Genomic DNA, 18,061 nt, shown 5'->3' with positions numbered 1-18,061 from the left:
GACGTAAGCTTACCTGATTTCGCAGGGATGAAGAGTTCACATTTTGTTTAAGATTTTACGAGCAACGTCAGCACTTCATAATGGGCGGTATGCGGGAACATATCGAAAAGCTGAACGCGTTCAACGCGATAGCCCGGCAGTTGAGCGATGTCTTTCGCCATGGTCTGCGCGTTACAGCTGGAGTAGATGATGTACTCCGGCGCCATCTGGCTCAGGTAGTCGCACAGCGCCTTACCGATGCCACGGCGCGGCGGGTTGACCAGCACCAGCGCCGGCACGTTGCCCTGGCCGGTCGCGAACTGCGTGGAGTCCAGCGCCTGGAAGTGGATATTCGTCAAACCCAGCCCGGCGGCGGACTGTTTTGCACAGGCAATGGCTTCGGCAGAGATCTCAATCCCGGTGAGCTGCATCTCGGGCGTGGCGCAGTGCAGGCCAAAACCACCGACGCCGCAGAACAGATCCCACATATGATGGATATTCAGCGACCGTACCCAGTCGCGGGCGGTGGCGTATAACGCACTCGCTACCGTCGGGTTCGTCTGGAAGAAGCTTTGCGGGCGGATCCACAGCGGCACGCCGTTGAAGTTCTCGGCCAGTGCATGGCGCTCGGTCAAGTAGATCTCATTCTCCCCTTCCATGATCGCCATATGCACTGGCTGAATGTTAGCGGTTATGACCTTTAACTGCGGAAGCTGTTCCTGCAGCCACGGCAGCGCCGCGCGCAGCTGCTCCAGTTTGGTTTCCGAGCGCAGCACAAAACGCAGCATCATGCCGCCATCTGCCTGACTCTCCGTCAGCAGAAGGTATTTCAGCTCACCGCGCTTGCGGGCGACGTTATAAGGCGTTAACCCGGCCCGCGCGATAAACGGTTTCAGCGTGGCAAAAACAGGCGCAAAGGAGGCGGGATAGAGCGGGCAGTCGGTCAAATCTTCCGGCGTGCCGTCACGATGCAGCATCCCGAGCAGCGGTTTTTCAACGCTGCCGCTGACCACCATTTTGGCTTTATTACGAAAGCCCTGCTCCGGGCCGCTGACGGGTGCGCACCACTCCGCCACCGCGTGTGCTGCCAGCAGCTGTTGCAGGTCGGCCATTTTGGCGGTGAGTTGTTGAGAGACCGGCTGTTCTATCCACTGACAGGAGCGGCAGCGTCCGGCGTCATAGAGTGCGCACTGCATATGAAAACCTTAAGGAAAGCGAGGGCAGCGATTATACACATTATTGCAGGCGGAAGAACCGTCGGCTTGAAGCTGGCGCAAAGAGCAACAGGAGCACCAGCATATCCGGCAATTTCTGCATGACCAGCGCGTGGAAGATTTCGCGTTTGGATCCGCCGGCAATGCTGAACAGTTCCGGGTAGCCGTATCCCAGCGAAGCCGCCCACAGATAGCTCGCCGCGGTCACCTGCGTCAGCAGATAGACCCAGCGCGCCCAGTTGCGCCCTTTGACCAGCGAGAATGCGCAGTAGATCTCGATAAAGACCAGCATCAGGCTGCTCAAAAAGACCAGCGTCAGGTTCCACGTCTGCACGCTGCGGTGAATGAACTCACCGATGCCGCGCACGCCCAGGGTGTTGAGAATCATCAGCACGTCCAGGCAGCGGATCATAATAATGGCGAGCGCCGCCACCTGAACCAGAGCAGGAACGTTAGGACGCGCGTGCGTAATACGTGATTTCTTTAATAATCCCAATGTTTTACTTCCCTGAAAAACAGTGCCGCGTCATGCGCGGCACATCACTGGAAATTTTAAATCCTTCAGCCGCGTCTTGCACGCTGGATATCACGCACGCGCTGCTTTTCCGCGCGCGCCATCAAATACCAGGCGATAAATCCGACAATTCCGACCACGCCGAGGATGATCGAGGCCAGGGCGTTGATCTCCGGGTTGACCCCCATGCGTACGCTGGAGAAGACCAGCATCGGCAGCGTCGTCGCGCCAGGGCCGGAGACAAAGCTGGCGATCACCAGATCGTCGAGCGACAGGGTAAACGCCAGCAGCCAGCCAGAGATCACCGCCGGCATAATCATCGGCAGGGTGATGATGAAAAAGACCTTCAGCGGCGTCGCGCCGAGATCCATCGCCGCCTCTTCAATGGAGCGATCCAGCTCGCGCAGGCGCGAGGAGATCACCACCGCGACATACGCGGTACAGAAGGTGACGTGCGCCAGCCAGATGGTGAGCATGCCGCGATCCGCCGGCCAGCCGATGGCATGCGCCAGCGCCACGAACAGCAGCAGCAGCGCAAGACCGGTGATGACGTCCGGCATGACCAGCGGCGCGGTGATCATAAAGGCAAACCCGTTCGAACCGCGAAAACGGCCGAAGCGCACCATCACCAGCGCGGCGATGGTGCCCAGAACGGACGCCATTGTCGCCGCCAGCGCCGCAATGGTCAGGCTCAGCCCCACCGCGCTCATCATCGCATCATCGTGGAACAACTCGCTGTACCAGCGCGTCGACCAGCCGGCCCACACCGTCACCAGTTTGGAGCTGTTGAACGAGTAGATCACCAGCATCAGCATCGGTGCATACAGGAAGGTGAAGCCGATAACCAGGATCGCAATTCGCCACGGGGAGCGCACTACCGGTAAGTTGTTCATCCGTGGTCTCCCATCTGTTTCTGCTGATGCTTGTGGAACCACATGATCGGCACGATCAGCAGCAGTAACATCACGATCGCCACCGCCGACGCCACCGGCCAGTCGCGGTTATTGAAGAACTCCTGCCACAGCACGCGGCCAATCATGATGCTGTCTGGCCCGCCGAGCAGTTCCGGGATCACAAACTCCCCTACCGCCGGGATAAAGACCAGCATCGACCCGGCGATAATGCCGCCTTTGGTCAGCGGGACAATGACGCTGAAGAAGGTTTTTAACGGACGGGCACCAAGATCCAGCGAGGCTTCCACCAGCGAGTAATCAATACGCGTCAGCGCCGTATAGATCGGCAGCACCATAAACGGCAGATAGGCGTACACAATGCCAATATAAACCGCGAGGTTGGTGTGCAGGATCGTCAGCGGCTGATCGATAACGCCTAACCACATCAGGAAGTTGTTCAGCACGCCGTTGTTTTTCAGGATCCCCATCCACGCGTAAACGCGGATCAGGAACGAGGTCCACGACGGCAGGATCACCAGCAGCAGCAAAATATTCCGCGTCGACGGTTTACTGTGCGCCACGGCCCACGCCAGCGGATAGCCCATGACCAGGCAGCAGAGCGTCGAGATCGCCGCCACCTGCAGCGACTGCAGGTACGCCTCGAAATAGAGCGGGTCATCCGTCAGCTGCAGGAAGTTGCCGAGATTCAGCGTCAGCGTCAGTTGCCCGTCGGCCCAGTCCAGCAGGTTGGTGTAGGGCGGGATCGCCCGCGCCATTTCCGCCAGGCTTATCTTGAAAACAATCAGGAACGGCAGCAGAAACAGCAGGATCAGCCACACGTAAGGCATGGCGATCACCAGCTTGCGGCCGTGCTTCATCTGCATGCGCGTCAGCCAGCTGGCAACGCCGCCCGGTTTACCTGCGCGGGCTGGAGGTTCAAGTGTACTCATTGGCCGCTCCTTATACCGTCAGCACAACACAGCTGTCCGCATCCCAGCACAGGCGCACCTCGTCACCCCAGGTTGGCTGGCCTTTGCGATAGCGGTGTTCGTTCTGCAACTGGGCACTCAGCATCTGCCCGCTTTTCAGGCGCACGTGGTAGATGGAGAGGTCGCCCAGATAGGCAATGTGCACCACTTCACCTACGGCAAAGTTATAGCCATCGGCAGGCGGATCGTCGCAGAGCATGATCTTCTCCGGGCGCAGCGCGACGTAGACCGGCACGTTATCCACCACGGAGTTATCTGGATCGACCTTAAGCGGATGCTGCAGCCCCGGCGATTCGATGATCAGGCCATCTTCCTGACGCGCTTTCAGCAGCCCTTCAAAGACGTTCACCGAACCGATAAACTCAGCGCTGTAGCGGGTGGTCGGATGCTCATAAATCTCTTCCGGCTCGCCAATCTGCACGAACTTGCCGCGGTTCATGATCGCGATACGTCCGGCCATGGTCATGGCTTCTTCCTGGTCGTGGGTGACCATCACGCAGGTCACGCCCACGCGTTCGAGAATATCCACCACTTCGAGCTGCATACGGTCGCGCAGTTTTTTATCCAGCGCCCCCATCGGCTCATCAAGCAGCAGCAGTTTCGGGCGTTTTGCCAGGCTTCTGGCCAGCGCCACACGCTGACGCTGGCCGCCAGAGAGCTGGTGCGGTTTACGTTTCGCGAACTCCTGCATATGCACCAGGCTCAGCATCTCGGCCACGCGCGCGGTAATTTCAGCCTTCGGCAGCTTATCCTGCTTCAGGCCAAAGGCGATGTTCTGCTCCACCGTCATGTGCGGAAACAGCGCGTATGACTGGAACATCATGTTAATGGGGCGCTGATACGGCGGCACGCTGGAGAGATCCACGCCATCAAGCATGATCTGCCCGGCCGTGGGCTGTTCAAAACCGGCCAGCATACGCAGCAGGGTCGATTTGCCGCAGCCGGACGCCCCCAGAAGGGCAAAAATTTCGCCTTTATAGATAGTCAGGCTGACGTCGTCCACGGCATGCTGGCCATCGAAAGATTTGGTGAGGTTACGAATTTCAAGAAGCGGGGTCAGCGCTTTACGGACTTTCGCCTGCGGGCGGGGGATCGCGTCATTCACGGGGTGCTCTCCGGCATAGATCAAAACTGGTGCAAACGCACCGTCAGGGTGCGCATCGCCGGGCGGCGCTAACGCTTGCCCGGCCTACGGGTTGTATAGGCCCGGTAAGCGATAGCGCCACCGGGCAACAATACCAAACGCCGTTATTTACCGCTTTTCACCTTGGTCCACGCGCGGGTACGCACACGGTCAATTTTTGGATCCTGAACTTTCAGGGTGAAGAGCTTGGCGAACACATCCGCTGGCGGATAGATAGCCGGGTTATTACGGATTTCTTCGCTCACCAGCGGCACGGAGGCCTTGTTACCGTTTGCGTAGTAAACGTGGTCGCTGATGTGGGCGATCACGTCAGGACGCATCAGGTAGTTGAGGAACTGATAAGCTTCATCTTTGTTTTTCGCATCCGTCGGCATCGCGAAGACGTCAAAGAAGGCCAGCGCCCCCTCTTTCGGAATGAAGTAGGAGACATTCACGCCGTTTTTCGCCTCTTTCGCGCGGTTAGCCGCCTGCCATACGTCCCCTGCCCAGCCAATCGCGACGCAGATGTCACCGTTCGCCAGGTCATTGATGTACTGAGACGAGTGGAAGTAACGAATGTTTGGACGCAGCTTCAGCAGCAGATCCGTCGCCGGACCGGTGTAATCATCCGCCTTGTTGCTGTTCGGATCTTTGCCCAGGTAGTTCAGCACGGTGGCGAAGATCTCTTCCGGCGCATCAAGGAAGGAGACGCCGCAGCTTTTCAGCTTCGCAAGGTTTTCCGGCTTCAGCACCACGTCCCAGCTGTCCAGCTTGACGTCCGGGCCCAGCGCCGCTTTGACTTTATCGACGTTGTAGCCAATACCGGTGGTCGCCCACAGATACGGCATCGCGTATTTGTTCTCCGGGTCGTGTTTGGCTACCAGCTTCAGCACTTCCGGGTCGAGGTTTTTCCAGTTCGGTAATTTGCTCTTATCCAGCGGCTGGAAGACGCCGGCAGTAAGCTGACGCTCCAGGAAGCTCGCGGACGGTACCACGAGGTCGAAGCCGGTGCTGCCCGCCATCAGTTTGCCTTCCAGCACTTCGTTGGAATCGAACACGTCATAGACCACTTTAATGCCGGTCTCTTTTTCAAAATTCGCGACCGTGTCCGGCGCAATATAGTCAGACCAGTTGTAAACGTGCAGCGTTTTTTGTTCCGCAGCGAGCGTGCCGGCAGAGACGGCCATCAGAGCACCCGCAACCAGACCCGATAACCATTTTTTATTTAAGGCGATCATAGTGTTATTCCTTCTGAAAGCTCGTTAACAAACGAACTAAAACTGTGCAATCTGGATATATGCAAAAATCATGCATAGTTTGTCGCTCTGCCCGAAATAAAAAGAAACCTCTTTATCCGGCAGCCTCCGCTCGCTTTTTTAAGCATCGCAAGAATAACTGTAGCCCGTGTCCCCGGCTATAGCCCAGACGAAAAAACGCCTTTTATCAATTTTTTATGCAGGTTATGTCTACGTGATAAGCCGAAATGGCCTTTGGGGAGGTGAAAAATTCTTTAAGGAAAGGTTAAAAGCAGCAGAAAAAATGGCCTTCTGCAGCCGCTATGGCAGCGACTGCGCAAAAGTCAGACAGGTTTAGTGAAGAAAATTGGGAGATGCATCATTATTCTCTGCATCGTCTTCCGTGCTGTACAGGAGATGGTGTGCACTGGCTTCCATCATGACCATGGAAATTTGCTCTTCGCTCAAGCGCATAAACCAGGCGAACTGCTTGAACGACAGCCCGGCACCGGAGAATAAAGACTGGCAAACGACCAGTTTTGGCAGATTATCATCCTGTATGTCGAGAAATGCTTTCACCGTCAAAGAACTGGCGTTGATCGCTGACAGGTCCGAGGCCAGCGCCAGCAGCGCAGACGGCTTCACTTCAGCCAGCGCGGAGAAGAGGATCACGTCGTTAATGAGATCGATTTTGGCGTCAAAAATGCCGTCGAAATTCTGCATATGAGGCAGATGCAGCGCCTGGCAGGAGTCACATTCAAAGAACGTAATACCCGCATCATCGAGCCATTGACGTAACGTATCCAGTGTTGGAACGACCTGTAAATCCATCGCTGTGCAGCCTCTTTAATAAAAACTTCGCATAGGGTACGCAAAAAGTGCGATCAATACCATTCACCCACCCGTTTTCAGACAGTAACCTGGGGTCGCATGACGCTCGATCCATGCGATCATTTTACCCGCAATATCGACCCCTGTGGTTTTTTCCACGCCTTCCAGCCCCGGCGAGGCGTTCACCTCCATCACCAGCGGCCCGCGCGTCGCCCGCAGAAGATCGACGCCCGCGACATCCAGCCCCAGCGTTTGCGCGGCTTTCACCGCTATCTCACGCTCACGATCGCTGATCGTCGCCACCCGCGCAATGCCTCCGCGATGGAGATTGGAGCGAAAATCGCCCTCTTTCGCCTGGCGTTCGATGGCCGCCACCACCTCGTTACCCACCACGAAGCAGCGAATATCACGTCCTTTAGCTTCTTCAATATACTCCTGCACCAGGATGTGCGCATTGAGGCCCCGGAAAGCGTCAATCACGCTCTCCGCCGCCTGACGCGTCTCCGCCAGCACCACGCCAATGCCCTGGGTGCCTTCTACCAGCTTGATGACCAGCGGCGCGCCGCCCACCATGTCGATCAGATCGCTGGTGTCGTCCGGGGAGTGAGCGATACCGGTCACCGGGAGATCGATCCCCTGCCGGGCGAGCAGCTGCAGCGAGCGCAGCTTATCCCGGGCGCGGGAAATGGCGACAGATTCGTTGAGCGGGTAGCTGCCCAGCATCTCGAACTGGCGCAGCGCGGCGGTGCCGTAATAGGTGATCTGGGAGCCGATGCGGGGGATCACCGCATCAAAATGCGGCAGCTTGCGGCCTTTGTAGTGAATCGATGAGGCCGCGGGATCGATGTTCATATAGCAGGACATCGGATCGAGGATTTCAACCTGATGCCCGCGCTTTGCCGCCGCTTCTCGCAGGCGTTTACATGAATAGAGCGTTCCATCCCGGGATAATATGGCAATTTTCACCCTGCACCTCGCTAAAGACATGGAAAAAGCCTGCGTATCATATACGCAGGCAGGCACAGGATAAATGGACTATCGCGTCGCCCAGCCCTGTTTGTGCAGGTAATCAAGAATAAACGGACGATTTTCTTTAATGATAGTGCGGCGAATATGGTCGCTCCAGGTATCGCGACGGGTATTGCTCCCGCGGGTCATATAGTAGTGCGCCAGCTCCTCGTCGTATTGCTCCAGCACGTCGCGATCGAGCGGCTGGTAGTGGTTTTCATGCACCAGCATGGCAGCAGGAATACGCGGCTTCAGATCCGGGTTATCCGCCGGCCAGCCAAGGCACAGGCCAAACAGCGGCAGGACATGTTTTGGCAGCTTCAGCAGTTCGGTCACGCTTTCAATGTTGTTACGCAGCCCGCCGATATACACACCGCCTAACCCCAGCGACTCCGCCGCCGTAAAGGCGTTTTGCGCCATCAGCGCGGTATCCACTACGCCCAGCAGCAGCTGTTCTGCCAGGCCTAATTCGGCCTCAGGGCAGATCTGCAGGTGGCGGTTAAAGTCGGCACAGAACACCCAGAACTCCGCGGCCTGCGCCACGTGTTTCTGCCCGCCGGTGAGCGTAACCAGCTGCTCGCGCAGGGCCGGGTCGGTGATGCGGATAATGGAGCTGCACTGTAGGAAGCTGGAGCTGGAGGTCGCCCTTGCGCTGTTAATAATCGCTTCGCGCTGCGCTTCGGTAATTGGTTCACCGGTGAAGTGTCGAATGGAACGATGGGAAAGGAGCAGGTCAATCGTTGGTGTCATCTTGTCTCTCTTTGTCGTGCTTAAACCGTATTGCAGCCAGTATAGGCAATGATTTGCGCGGTGTAATTGGCGAAACATAGCCTTACTGTATCAAAGTGACAGGCGAAACCTTCTTTAATGACGGCAGGTTATCGGGCACTATATGTCCTATTCGCCGTCAGGCTTGTTTTTTGAGGAGAGAGAAATGTTTGCAGTAATTTTTGGTCGTCCAGGATGCCCTTACTGTGTGCGCGCAAAAGAGCTGGCTGAAAAACTGACTGAAGAGCGTGATGACTTTAACTTCCGCTATGTGGATATCCACGCAGAAGGCATCACCAAAGCCGATCTGGAAAAAACCGTGGGTAAACCGGTTGAAACCGTACCGCAGATTTTCCTCGATCAGAAACACATTGGTGGCTGCACCGACTTTGAAGCTTACGCTAAAGAGCATCTGGGTCTGTTTGCCGCCCAGTAACGCTAAGACGCCCTCACCTGGAGGGCGTTTTTATTTGTGGTGTCGCCAGTGCTTAAGCAGACTGCACACAAACAAATAGCACAGCGCCCCCAGCGCGCACCAGAATACCGCACTCAGTAACCACGCCAGCTCCTGCCAGAAACTTCTCGTCGGGACATACAGTAACCGCATCAGCAGCAAACAGAGCGGTGCGGCCAGCATGGCGCCGATCAGTGGCTTAACCACCTCCCCTTTACGGGAGAGGAAACTGGCTGCCGCTCCCGGCAGGGTAAAAAAGAGCAGCCCGAGCTCCGGGTGACCGGCAGCCCTGAACGCCCCTTTCACATTAAAAGCGAGCGCCATGCATACGACGATAAACAGCAAAAAGCAGCTGATCACCCCCGCCCAGTTCCGTGTAATGTTCAAACTATCCTCCTGACTTCATCTCTATCAAATACAGCTTCGTCCAGTGGACGCCCAGTCAGATAAAGCAATGTGGCAATCCTTGCCAAAGCCCGCACAGGGTTATGCGATAATAGGTAGCTGTCAGTAGCTAATACGATTAAACTATCGGCCAGCTAATGTTTTAGGGAATAAATTAGGAAACAGGGAGTGTTGTACGCGTTCCCTGACCCAGAAAACAGTAGCCCAAATAGTCCTTTCATTCAACAACTTACTGGTAAACAAGAAGTTAGCCTCCGTGAATATAAACGTCGCAGACTTGTTAAACGGGAATTACATCCTGTTATTATTTGTGGTACTGGCGCTGGGTCTTTGCCTGGGTAAATTGCGTCTCGGTTCAGTTCAACTGGGTAATTCCATTGGCGTTTTAGTCGTCTCCTTATTATTAGGCCAGCAGCATTTCAGCATTAACACGGACGCGCTCAACTTAGGTTTTATGCTGTTTATTTTTTGTGTTGGCGTGGAAGCGGGACCTAACTTTTTTTCAATTTTCTTCCGTGACGGCAAAAATTATCTGATGCTGGCGCTGGTGATGGTCGGCAGCGCGCTGCTGATCGCCTTAGGGCTGGGCAAACTGTTTGGCTGGGATATCGGGTTAACGGCCGGTATGCTGGCAGGCTCCATGACCTCCACCCCCGTACTGGTGGGTGCCGGTGATACCCTGCGCCATTCCGGTATGGCCGGGGAACAGCTCTCTACCGCCCTCGACCACCTGAGCCTGGGCTATGCCCTGACCTATTTGATTGGTCTGGTGAGCCTGATTGTGGGCGCACGCTATCTGCCAAAACTGCAGCATCAGGATCTGCAGACCAGCGCCCAGCAAATCGCCCGCGAGCGTGGTCTGGATACCGACTCCAAACGTAAAGTTTATCTCCCGGTGATCCGCGCCTACCGCGTCGGGCCGGAGCTGGTGGCCTGGGCGGACGGCAAAAACCTCCGCGAGCTGGGCATTTACCGCCAGACGGGCTGCTACATCGAACGTATCCGCCGCAACGGCATTCTGGCGAACCCGGACGGCGATGCGGTGCTGCAGATGGGCGACGACATCGCGCTGGTGGGTTACCCGGATGCCCACGCGCGTCTCGACCCAAGCTTCCGTAACGGCAAAGAGGTGTTCGACCGCGACCTGCTCGACATGCGCATCGTCACCGAAGAGATCGTGGTGAAAAACCATAACGCCGTGGGCCGCCGTCTGGCGCAGCTGAAGCTGACCGACCATGGCTGCTTCCTCAACCGCGTGATCCGCAGCCAGATTGAGATGCCCATCGACGACAACGTTGTCCTGAATAAAGGTGACGTGCTGCAGGTGAGCGGCGACGCCCGCCGCGTGAAAACCGTGGCCGACCGCATTGGCTTTATCTCCATTCACAGCCAGGTCACCGACCTGCTGGCCTTCTGCGCCTTCTTTATCGTTGGCCTGATGATCGGGATGATCACCTTCCAGTTCAGCAACTTTAGCTTCGGCATCGGTAACGCCGCCGGGCTGCTGTTCGCCGGGATCATGCTGGGCTTCCTGCGAGCGAACCACCCGACCTTCGGCTACATTCCGCAGGGCGCGCTGAACATGGTGAAAGAGTTCGGTCTGATGGTCTTTATGGCGGGCGTTGGCTTAAGCGCCGGCAGCGGCATTGGCCACAGCCTGGGCGCTGTCGGCTGGCAGATGTTGGTTTCCGGACTTATCGTCAGCCTGGTACCTGTGGTGATCTGCTTCCTGTTCGGTGCCTACGTGCTGCGCATGAACCGTGCCCTGCTCTTCGGGGCAATGATGGGGGCGCGTACCTGTGCGCCGGCCATGGAAATCATCAGCGATACCGCGCGCAGCAACATCCCTGCGCTGGGCTATGCGGGCACGTATGCTATCGCTAACGTACTGCTGACCCTGGCGGGTACGCTGATCATCATCATCTGGCCAGGACTCGGATAACGCTGATGTTTGCGCATAACGAAAAAATTTTTGTTACGCGCAGAACTTTTTAATCAGGGGGCAGTCATAACTAGTGCCACTGCTTTTCTTTGATGTCCCCAATTTGTGGAGCCCATCAACCCCGCCGTTTTGGTTCAAGGTTGATGGGTTTTTTGTTGCCTGAAATTCTCCTTCCTGAAATCTCGCCTTCTCTCTTGCCACCAAAACACATATGATTAAACGCATATAAAAATCACACCCGCAGGAAACCCCATGCTCCACCCACTCCACCTCTTCAAAACCCTCGCCGACGAAACGCGGCTCGCCATCGTCATGCTGCTCCGCGAAGCCGGCGAGCTGTGCGTCTGCGATCTCTGCTCCGCCACCAACGAGCCGCAACCGAAGGTCTCGCGCCATATGGCCCTGCTGCGTGAGTCCGGGCTGGTGATCGACCGTCGCGAGGGTAAGTGGGTCTATTACCGTCTCTCTCCCAACATGCCTGCATGGGCGGCAGCTGTCATCGACACCAGCTGGAACTGCCTGCGGGAAGAGACGCGCCTGAAGCTGAAAAACCGACTTCCGGGCTCGTGCTAAGCAAAACACATTCACAAAAACAGATGTAATGGAGTAAGAAATGTTTCTGGCAGGGGCTATTTTTCTGTTTACGCTGGTACTGGTCATCTGGCAGCCCAAAGGGTTGAGTATCGGCTGGAGTGCCACCCTTGGCGCCGGGCTGGCGCTGGTCAGCGGCGTGATCCACATAAGCGATATTCCGGTGGTCTGGAATATTGTCTGGAACGCCACGGCAACGTTTATTGCCGTCATCATTATCAGCCTGCTGCTGGATGAGTCCGGCTTTTTCGAGTGGGCAGCGCTGCACGTCGCCCGCTGGGGGAACGGTCGCGGAAGATTGCTGTTTACCTGGATAGTCCTGCTGGGCGCAGCCGTGGCGGCGCTGTTTGCCAATGACGGCGCGGCGCTGATCCTGACCCCAATCGTTATCGCCATGCTGCTGGCGCTGGGGTTCAGCAAGCAGGCCACGCTGGCGTTTGTCATGGCGGCAGGTTTTATCGCCGATACCGCCAGCCTGCCGCTGATTGTGTCGAACCTGGTCAACATTGTCTCGGCAGACTTCTTTTCGCTGGGGTTCAGCGAATACGCCTCGGTGATGATCCCGGTAGATATCGCCGCGATTGCCGCAACGCTGGTGATGTTGCATCTGTTCTTTCGCAAAGACATTCCCCCGGCATATGACCTGGCAAAACTCCGCGAACCCGCTCGGGCCATTCACGATCTCCCGACGTTCAGAACGGGCTGGATCGTCCTGCTGCTGCTTCTGGTCGGCTTCTTCGTGCTTGAACCGCTCGGGATTCCGGTCAGCGCCATTGCGACTGCAGGCGCGCTGATTTTGTTTGCCGTCGCAAAACGCGGACATGCGATAAACACCGGAAAAGTGCTGCGTGGCGCGCCCTGGCAGATCGTTATCTTCTCGCTGGGGATGTATCTGGTGGTGTATGGCCTGCGCAATGCCGGGCTGACAGATTCACTCACAGGCGTTCTGAATAGCCTGGCCGGACACGGATTGTGGGCCACCACGTTGGGTACCGGGTTCATCACCGCGTTTCTGTCATCCATAATGAACAACATGCCCACGGTGCTGATTGGCGCACTCTCCATTGATGGCAGCACGGCAACAGGATTAATTAAGGACGCGATGATTTACGCCAACGTGATTGGCTGCGATCTGGGGCCGAAAATCACGCCCATCGGTAGCCTCGCCACCCTGCTCTGGCTCCACGTGCTGGCGCAGAAAAACATGACGATTACCTGGGGCGACTATTTCCGGACGGGCATCATCATGACGCTGCCGGTCCTGTTTGTGACGCTCGCCGCGCTGGCGCTACGTCTCTCCTTCACACTGTAATGAGCCACTGATATGAGCCACATCACCATTTATCACAACCCCGCCTGCGGCACCTCGCGCAATACGCTGGAAATGATCCGCAACAGCGGCGCGGAGCCAGAAATTATCTTCTATCTGGATACCCCGCCGTCACGCGATGAATTGATTAAACTGATTGCCGACATGGGCATTTCAGTGCGGGATCTGCTGCGTAAAAACGTGGAGCCCTATGAACAACTCGGCCTTGCCGAAGATAAATTCAGCGACGACCAGCTTATCGATTTGATGCTGCAGCACCCAATCCTGATAAACCGTCCGATCGTGGTGACGCCGCTGGGCACGCGCCTGTGTCGCCCCTCTGAAGTCGTGCTCGACATACTGCCGGATGCGCAAAAAGGGGCGTTTACCAAAGAGGATGGCGAAGTGGTAGTGGATGAGAGCGGGAAGAAGCGCCTGAAAAAATAATCCATCTTCAGAAGGACGACAGAGCCTGATCCAGTCAGGCTCTGAGCCCATGGCGAAGACAGCCGCCCGCTAGCTCGCCACGCAGACGCGGTTGCGCCCTTCACGTTTCGCACGATATAGCGCCTGATCGGCGCGTGCCAGGGCTGACTGCATGCCATGTTCTATTTCAAGTTCATCCGGGGTCATGCACGCGAGTCCTATACTGGCGGTGAAGCGGATCGTCTGCCCGTTGAAGTCGACATTCTGGCTGGCAAGGCTCATCCGTACGCGCTCGGCGATCTCAGCGGCCGCCTCCAGAGAGGTATGCGGCATGGCCACGACAAACTCCTCCCCGCCAAAGCGCGAGGCAATGTCGCTGCCTCTCACCAGTGCCGGAAGCACGTTTCCAATGTGCTTCAACACCGCATCGCCGCCGTCATGACCCCAGGTGTCGTTAATGCGCTTAAAGAAATCCAGATCCATGCTCATCAGACACAGAGGCTGCTGATGCCGACGGGCAAGATTGCAGGCCCGCAAAGACCACTCATCAAACTGGCGACGGTTCGCCAGCCCGGTGAGCGGATCGTGCCGCGCCTCCTGCTGGAAACGCGCCCGCTGCAGGGCGTTGACGTGGATATAGTGCATAAGAAACCACTGCGTAAGGGAGATCACCAGAATCGCCAGCGCCGTCCACAGGGCCTGATAATACCAGCCGTGCAGCACATCTTTTCGGGCCAGCCCGACGGCGAGCACCCATTTGCGCTCGTTAAGGTTGAGAAATACCCCCATACGTTCAACGCCATCAATCGGAGAGGTGTATTGGTGGACCTGTGCGGTATCGCTCGCGTATTCCAGCAGCTTCGCGAGATGCGGACCGGAGGTGTTCAATTGCGTACCGCCATTCGCCCCCATGCGGGCAAGCTGCACTGCATTATCCCGGTCAAGGACCGCCATTGCCCCGCCCTGGCCTAAATCGAAGCCCTGCACTTCCATTTTGCGGAACATATCGTTCATAGAGTGACCATTGAAGAAACCCACCGCACCGCCCAGAAAGCGTCCATGGGCATCGCGCACCGCACGGAACATCACGAACCCCACCATGTTTTTATCTGTACCGTTGCTCCGCCAGTAAAACAAACTTTCGGTGACTTCATCCCGGCGAAAATCGTTAAAGAGAGGGCGCTGCCGGAAGCTGGCCTGCGCAAGCGTAGAGGCGTCCAGCGCGTGCTCGAAAGGAAATAATGCGCGGGTGCTGAGAAAATGACCGTCTTCATCAAAGACGATAATGCCATCCAGCCAGGCGCGCTTCAGCTCTCCTTTCAGGAATGACTGTGCATTTTCAGGCGTGACCGTATGGTTGAGCAGAAAGGCATTACCGATAAAGCGCATCTGGTAGCGCATCGCGTTGAGGCTGGTATCAAACTGCTGGGACTGGAGAATGGCCGTGTTGCGAAGGATACGTGCAGCGTTATCCTCCACATAGCCGCGCTGGTAGAGCAAATGCCCAATCAGCAGACCCGCCTGAACCACAATCACCAGTACCAGCAACGCTCTCTTTTTTGCCAGACTAACCTGCACGAACCATGTACTTACTTTTTCACCCAACGCCAACCTCAACCACTGAACAGTAAATAACCAACGCGGTGGATAGTCACTTGATCAGTCCGGATTGTCAATATGAAGGAAAATCGTAATACATTGAAAAATATAAACTAATTTATTTTACTTACCGGTGTAACGCCCGCAATCCTTCCCACCATCGCCCGGATCTCCTCGCGCGTTAACGGTGCCCGGTCAGTCACGTAGTGCAGCGTCATCCCTTCGATGAAGGCATCCAGCGCACGCGTAGTGACCGGGTCGAACCACTGCTCCAGCGTGGTCTGGCTCATTTTCATCCAGTCCTGCATCACCGTTTTGAGCGCCGCGCTGCGGTGCATGAAGGCGTAGAGCTGATACATCAGCGCCATGTTGTGCGGCGTCGTCACCTGCGAACTGTGGATCAGGGTGGTGATGGATTCGCACGCCATCTCCGGGCCGGTGACACCCGCGAAGAAATCCCGGTACTGCTGCGACATCTGCCGGGTAAACCACGTGAAGGCCTCCTCCAGCAGCGGCTCCATACCGTCAAAATAGTAGGTCATCGACCCCAGCGGCACGCCGGCGCAGGTGGCGATTTTACGGTGCGTGACGGCGTGAATACCGTGTTCAGCAATGGTATCGAGCGTTGCCTGCAGGATCTTCTCCCGGCGATGCGGATCGTTCGGTGGTCTGCTCATAAATTCCTCACGTGGTTTGTGTACAAATGTACACAAACTTGCTAGTGTTGTCGCTATTGATGTACTTCTGGTGCAACCCCGATGACGCAAACCTCTCCCCGTAAAGCCCTGCAGCTCCGCCTGTGGGCGCTGTTTATGTTCTTCTTTATTCCGGGCCTGCTGATGGCCTCCTGGGCCACGCGTACGCCCGCCATTCGCGATATTTTGTCCGTCTCTACCGCTGAGATGGGCATCGTGCTGTTCGGCCTGTCGATAGGTTCGATGAGCGGCATCCTCTGCTCCGCGTGGCTGGTGAAGCGCTTCGGTACGCGGGCGGTGATCCGCACGACCATGTGCTGCGGGGTGATTGGGATGATTGTGCTGAGCGCAGCGCTCTGGTTTGCCTCACCGGTGCTGTTTGCCCTGGGGCTGACGGTATTTGGCGGCAGCTTAGGCTCAGCGGAAGTGGCGATAAACGTTGAAGGGGCCGCGGTTGAGCGCGAGATGAACAAAACCGTGCTGCCCATGATGCACGGCTTCTATAGCCTCGGCACGCTGGCCGGTGCTGGCGTGGGCATGGCGCTGACGGCTGCTGGCGTAAGCGCGAATCTGCATATCCTTTTGGCGGCGCTGGTGTGCATCATTCCGATTCTGATCGGCATCCGTGCCATCCCGAACGGTAACGGCAAGAACGCCGCGGACGAACAGCACTCGGCCGAAAAGGGGCTGCCCTTCTACCGCGATTATCAACTGATGCTGATTGGCGTGGTGGTGCTGGCGATGGCATTCGCGGAAGGTTCCGCCAACGACTGGCTGCCGCTGCTGATGGTGGACGGTCACGGCTTCAGCCCGACTTCCGGTTCGCTGATTTACGCCGGGTTTACGCTGGGAATGACCGTCGGACGCTTCACCGGCGGCTGGTTTATCGACCGCTACAGCCGCGTGGCGGTGGTGCGCGCCAGCGCGCTGCTCGGCGGCCTGGGTATCGCGATGATCATCTTTGTGGATGTGGGCTGGATTGCCGGCGTCTCGGTGATCCTCTGGGGTCTGGGGGCCTCACTCGGCTTCCCGCTGACCATTTCAGCCGCCAGCGACACCGGCCCGGATGCCCCGACGCGCGTCAGCGTGGTGGCAACCACCGGCTATCTCGCCTTCCTGGTCGGGCCGCCGCTGCTCGGTTTCCTGGGTGAGCATTACGGGCTGCGCAGCGCCATGCTGGTGGTGTTAGGGTTGGTCATCATCGCGGCGCTGGTGGCGCGCGCCGTGGCCAGGCCGGAAACGAAACAAACGACACTGGAGAAGGGATATGAGCGTTAAACTGATCGCCGTCGACATGGATGGTACTTTTCTGAGCGATGCCAAAACCTATAATCGCGAACGTTTTCTGGCCCAGTACGCCCGCATGAAGGCGCAGGGTATTCGTTTTGTGGTCGCCAGCGGCAACCAGTACTACCAGCTGATCTCGTTCTTCCCGGAGATTGCGCATGAGATTGCGTTCGTCGCGGAAAATGGCGGCTGGGTCGTGAGTGAAGGTGAAGACGTCTTTAACGGTGAACTGTCGAAGGCCCATTTTGAGACCGTCGCAAACGTGCTGAACGACGTCCCGGGCATTGAGATCATCGCCTGCGGGAAGAGCAGTGCCTATACGCTAAAGTGCTATGACGAGAGCTTCAAGGCTATCGCGGCGAAGTACTATCACCGGCTCGAAATGGTCAGCAATTTTGACAATCTGAACGATATTTTCTTCAAGTTCGGGCTTAACGTCTCTGACGATGAAATTCCGCGTATTCAGGCGCTGCTGCATGAAAAGCTGAGCGACATCATGGTACCCGTCACCACCGGTCACGGCAGTATCGACCTGATTATCCCGGGCGTGCATAAAGCCAACGGTCTGCGGATCCTGCAACAGCGCTGGGGGATAGATAACAGCGAGGTGGTGGCCTTCGGGGACAGCGGCAACGACGTGGAGATGCTGCGTCAGTCGGGCTTCAGCTTTGCGATGGCGAATGCCAGACCGCATATTAAAGCGGTGGCTCGCTTTGAAGCACCGCACAATAACGAGGAAGGCGTTTTAAACGTGATTGAGAAGGTATTGAACGGGGAGGCGCCGTTTAATTGACCGCGT

At 56.9% G+C, this 18,061-nt stretch carries 19 protein-coding genes; 7 read left to right on the top strand and 12 right to left on the bottom strand.

Annotated elements, in window-relative coordinates:
* Positions 1-47: 47 nt before the first annotated feature.
* From rlmC to nfsA, 9 genes are all read right to left on the bottom strand, one after another.
* Complete coding sequence (gene rlmC, locus GM298_RS04490; RefSeq protein WP_262783592.1) at positions 48-1,175, bottom strand: 23S rRNA (uracil(747)-C(5))-methyltransferase RlmC; 1,128 nt, start codon at positions 1,173-1,175, stop codon at positions 48-50.
* Positions 1,176-1,215: 40 nt separating this feature from the next.
* Positions 1,216-1,689 carry a YbjO family protein gene (locus GM298_RS04485; RefSeq protein ID WP_025756075.1) on the bottom strand — a complete coding sequence of 158 codons (474 nt, stop codon included), beginning with the start codon at positions 1,687-1,689 and terminating at the stop codon, positions 1,216-1,218.
* Between the two features lie 65 nt (positions 1,690-1,754).
* The gene (potI, locus tag GM298_RS04480; RefSeq protein ID WP_023310934.1) at positions 1,755-2,600 is read right to left on the bottom strand and encodes a putrescine ABC transporter permease PotI; all 846 of its coding nucleotides are present in this window, start codon (positions 2,598-2,600) and stop codon (positions 1,755-1,757) included.
* Positions 2,597-3,550: a putrescine ABC transporter permease PotH gene (gene potH, locus GM298_RS04475; RefSeq protein WP_045284538.1), complete on the bottom strand. Its 954-nt coding sequence runs from the start codon at positions 3,548-3,550 to the stop codon at positions 2,597-2,599. Before potH ends, potI begins: the two co-directional genes overlap by 4 nt.
* A gap of 10 nt (positions 3,551-3,560) precedes the next feature.
* A complete protein-coding gene (potG, locus tag GM298_RS04470; RefSeq protein WP_025756077.1) occupies positions 3,561-4,694 on the bottom strand; it encodes a putrescine ABC transporter ATP-binding subunit PotG in 1,134 nt (377 codons plus the stop codon).
* A gap of 143 nt (positions 4,695-4,837) precedes the next feature.
* Entirely contained in the window at positions 4,838-5,950 is a 1,113-nt protein-coding gene (potF, locus tag GM298_RS04465; RefSeq protein ID WP_025756078.1) for a spermidine/putrescine ABC transporter substrate-binding protein PotF, read from the bottom strand.
* A gap of 351 nt (positions 5,951-6,301) precedes the next feature.
* The gene (locus tag GM298_RS04460; RefSeq protein WP_025756079.1) at positions 6,302-6,778 is read right to left on the bottom strand and encodes a YbjN domain-containing protein; all 477 of its coding nucleotides are present in this window, start codon (positions 6,776-6,778) and stop codon (positions 6,302-6,304) included.
* 63 nt (positions 6,779-6,841) lie between these two features.
* On the bottom strand, positions 6,842-7,744 hold the full coding sequence (rimK, locus tag GM298_RS04455) for a 30S ribosomal protein S6--L-glutamate ligase (RefSeq protein ID WP_025756080.1): 903 nt from the start codon (positions 7,742-7,744) through the stop codon (positions 6,842-6,844).
* A 69-nt stretch (positions 7,745-7,813) separates the two neighbouring features.
* Positions 7,814-8,536 carry a nitroreductase NfsA gene (gene nfsA / locus GM298_RS04450; RefSeq protein WP_095449403.1) on the bottom strand — a complete coding sequence of 241 codons (723 nt, stop codon included), beginning with the start codon at positions 8,534-8,536 and terminating at the stop codon, positions 7,814-7,816.
* 184 nt (positions 8,537-8,720) lie between these two features.
* On the opposite strand from nfsA, the gene GM298_RS04445 reads away from it, so the two are divergent.
* Positions 8,721-8,990, top strand: a complete 270-nt coding sequence (locus tag GM298_RS04445; RefSeq protein ID WP_006809455.1) for a GrxA family glutaredoxin — start codon at positions 8,721-8,723, stop codon at positions 8,988-8,990.
* 30 nt (positions 8,991-9,020) lie between these two features.
* Here GM298_RS04445 and GM298_RS04440 read toward each other — a convergent pair whose 3' ends face one another.
* Complete coding sequence (locus tag GM298_RS04440; protein WP_045284541.1) at positions 9,021-9,395, bottom strand: inner membrane protein YbjM; 375 nt, start codon at positions 9,393-9,395, stop codon at positions 9,021-9,023.
* Between the two features lie 274 nt (positions 9,396-9,669).
* Between GM298_RS04440 and GM298_RS04435 the strand changes: the two genes are divergently transcribed.
* The 4 genes from GM298_RS04435 to arsC all read left to right on the top strand — a co-directional run bounded on the left by GM298_RS04435 (position 9,670) and on the right by arsC (position 13,702).
* Positions 9,670-11,355 carry an aspartate:alanine antiporter gene (locus GM298_RS04435; protein WP_008503440.1) on the top strand — a complete coding sequence of 562 codons (1,686 nt, stop codon included), beginning with the start codon at positions 9,670-9,672 and terminating at the stop codon, positions 11,353-11,355.
* Positions 11,356-11,607: 252 nt separating this feature from the next.
* Positions 11,608-11,928 (top strand): metalloregulator ArsR/SmtB family transcription factor, encoded by a 321-nt coding sequence (locus GM298_RS04430; protein ID WP_025756084.1) that lies wholly within the window; start codon positions 11,608-11,610, stop codon positions 11,926-11,928.
* Between the two features lie 40 nt (positions 11,929-11,968).
* Complete coding sequence (locus GM298_RS04425; protein ID WP_266153675.1) at positions 11,969-13,258, top strand: arsenic transporter; 1,290 nt, start codon at positions 11,969-11,971, stop codon at positions 13,256-13,258.
* Between the two features lie 12 nt (positions 13,259-13,270).
* Positions 13,271-13,702 (top strand): glutaredoxin-dependent arsenate reductase, encoded by a 432-nt coding sequence (gene arsC / locus GM298_RS04420; RefSeq protein WP_262783596.1) that lies wholly within the window; start codon positions 13,271-13,273, stop codon positions 13,700-13,702.
* A gap of 69 nt (positions 13,703-13,771) precedes the next feature.
* Here the strand turns inward: arsC and GM298_RS04415 are convergent, their stop codons facing one another.
* Positions 13,772-15,286 carry a GGDEF domain-containing protein gene (locus GM298_RS04415; RefSeq protein WP_266153674.1) on the bottom strand — a complete coding sequence of 505 codons (1,515 nt, stop codon included), beginning with the start codon at positions 15,284-15,286 and terminating at the stop codon, positions 13,772-13,774.
* Positions 15,287-15,393: 107 nt separating this feature from the next.
* Entirely contained in the window at positions 15,394-15,957 is a 564-nt protein-coding gene (locus tag GM298_RS04410; RefSeq protein WP_045284546.1) for a TetR/AcrR family transcriptional regulator, read from the bottom strand.
* Between the two features lie 81 nt (positions 15,958-16,038).
* Between GM298_RS04410 and GM298_RS04405 the strand changes: the two genes are divergently transcribed.
* Both GM298_RS04405 and GM298_RS04400 read left to right on the top strand, forming a co-directional pair.
* Positions 16,039-17,253, top strand: a complete 1,215-nt coding sequence (locus tag GM298_RS04405) for an MFS transporter (RefSeq protein WP_025756088.1) — start codon at positions 16,039-16,041, stop codon at positions 17,251-17,253.
* Entirely contained in the window at positions 17,243-18,055 is an 813-nt protein-coding gene (locus GM298_RS04400; protein ID WP_047958109.1) for a Cof-type HAD-IIB family hydrolase, read from the top strand. Before GM298_RS04405 ends, GM298_RS04400 begins: the two co-directional genes overlap by 11 nt.
* Positions 18,056-18,061: the final 6 nt, after the last annotated feature.

It is taken from the genome of Enterobacter sp. HSTU-ASh6 (assembly GCF_026319105.1).
Lineage (GTDB): Bacteria > Pseudomonadota > Gammaproteobacteria > Enterobacterales > Enterobacteriaceae > Enterobacter > Enterobacter sichuanensis.
This window is presented reverse-complemented; position numbering and strand designations above follow the sequence as displayed.

Bases quoted from the DNA above. Each gene is read 5' to 3' on its own strand.
- GM298_RS04430 (WP_025756084.1), top strand. From the start codon at position 11,608: ATGCTCCACCCACTCCACCTCTTCAAAACCCTCGCCGACGAAACGCGG.
- potI (WP_023310934.1), bottom strand. From the start codon at position 2,600: ATGAACAACTTACCGGTAGTGCGCTCCCCGTGGCGAATTGCGATCCTG.
- GM298_RS04405 (WP_025756088.1), top strand. From the start codon at position 16,039: ATGACGCAAACCTCTCCCCGTAAAGCCCTGCAGCTCCGCCTGTGGGCG.
- potF (WP_025756078.1), bottom strand. From the start codon at position 5,950: ATGATCGCCTTAAATAAAAAATGGTTATCGGGTCTGGTTGCGGGTGCT.
- arsC (WP_262783596.1), top strand. From the start codon at position 13,271: ATGAGCCACATCACCATTTATCACAACCCCGCCTGCGGCACCTCGCGC.
- GM298_RS04460 (WP_025756079.1), bottom strand. From the start codon at position 6,778: ATGGATTTACAGGTCGTTCCAACACTGGATACGTTACGTCAATGGCTC.
- potH (WP_045284538.1), bottom strand. From the start codon at position 3,550: ATGAGTACACTTGAACCTCCAGCCCGCGCAGGTAAACCGGGCGGCGTT.
- GM298_RS04445 (WP_006809455.1), top strand. From the start codon at position 8,721: ATGTTTGCAGTAATTTTTGGTCGTCCAGGATGCCCTTACTGTGTGCGC.
- GM298_RS04400 (WP_047958109.1), top strand. From the start codon at position 17,243: ATGAGCGTTAAACTGATCGCCGTCGACATGGATGGTACTTTTCTGAGC.
- GM298_RS04425 (WP_266153675.1), top strand. From the start codon at position 11,969: ATGTTTCTGGCAGGGGCTATTTTTCTGTTTACGCTGGTACTGGTCATC.
- rlmC (WP_262783592.1), bottom strand. From the start codon at position 1,175: ATGCAGTGCGCACTCTATGACGCCGGACGCTGCCGCTCCTGTCAGTGG.
- nfsA (WP_095449403.1), bottom strand. From the start codon at position 8,536: ATGACACCAACGATTGACCTGCTCCTTTCCCATCGTTCCATTCGACAC.
- GM298_RS04410 (WP_045284546.1), bottom strand. From the start codon at position 15,957: ATGAGCAGACCACCGAACGATCCGCATCGCCGGGAGAAGATCCTGCAG.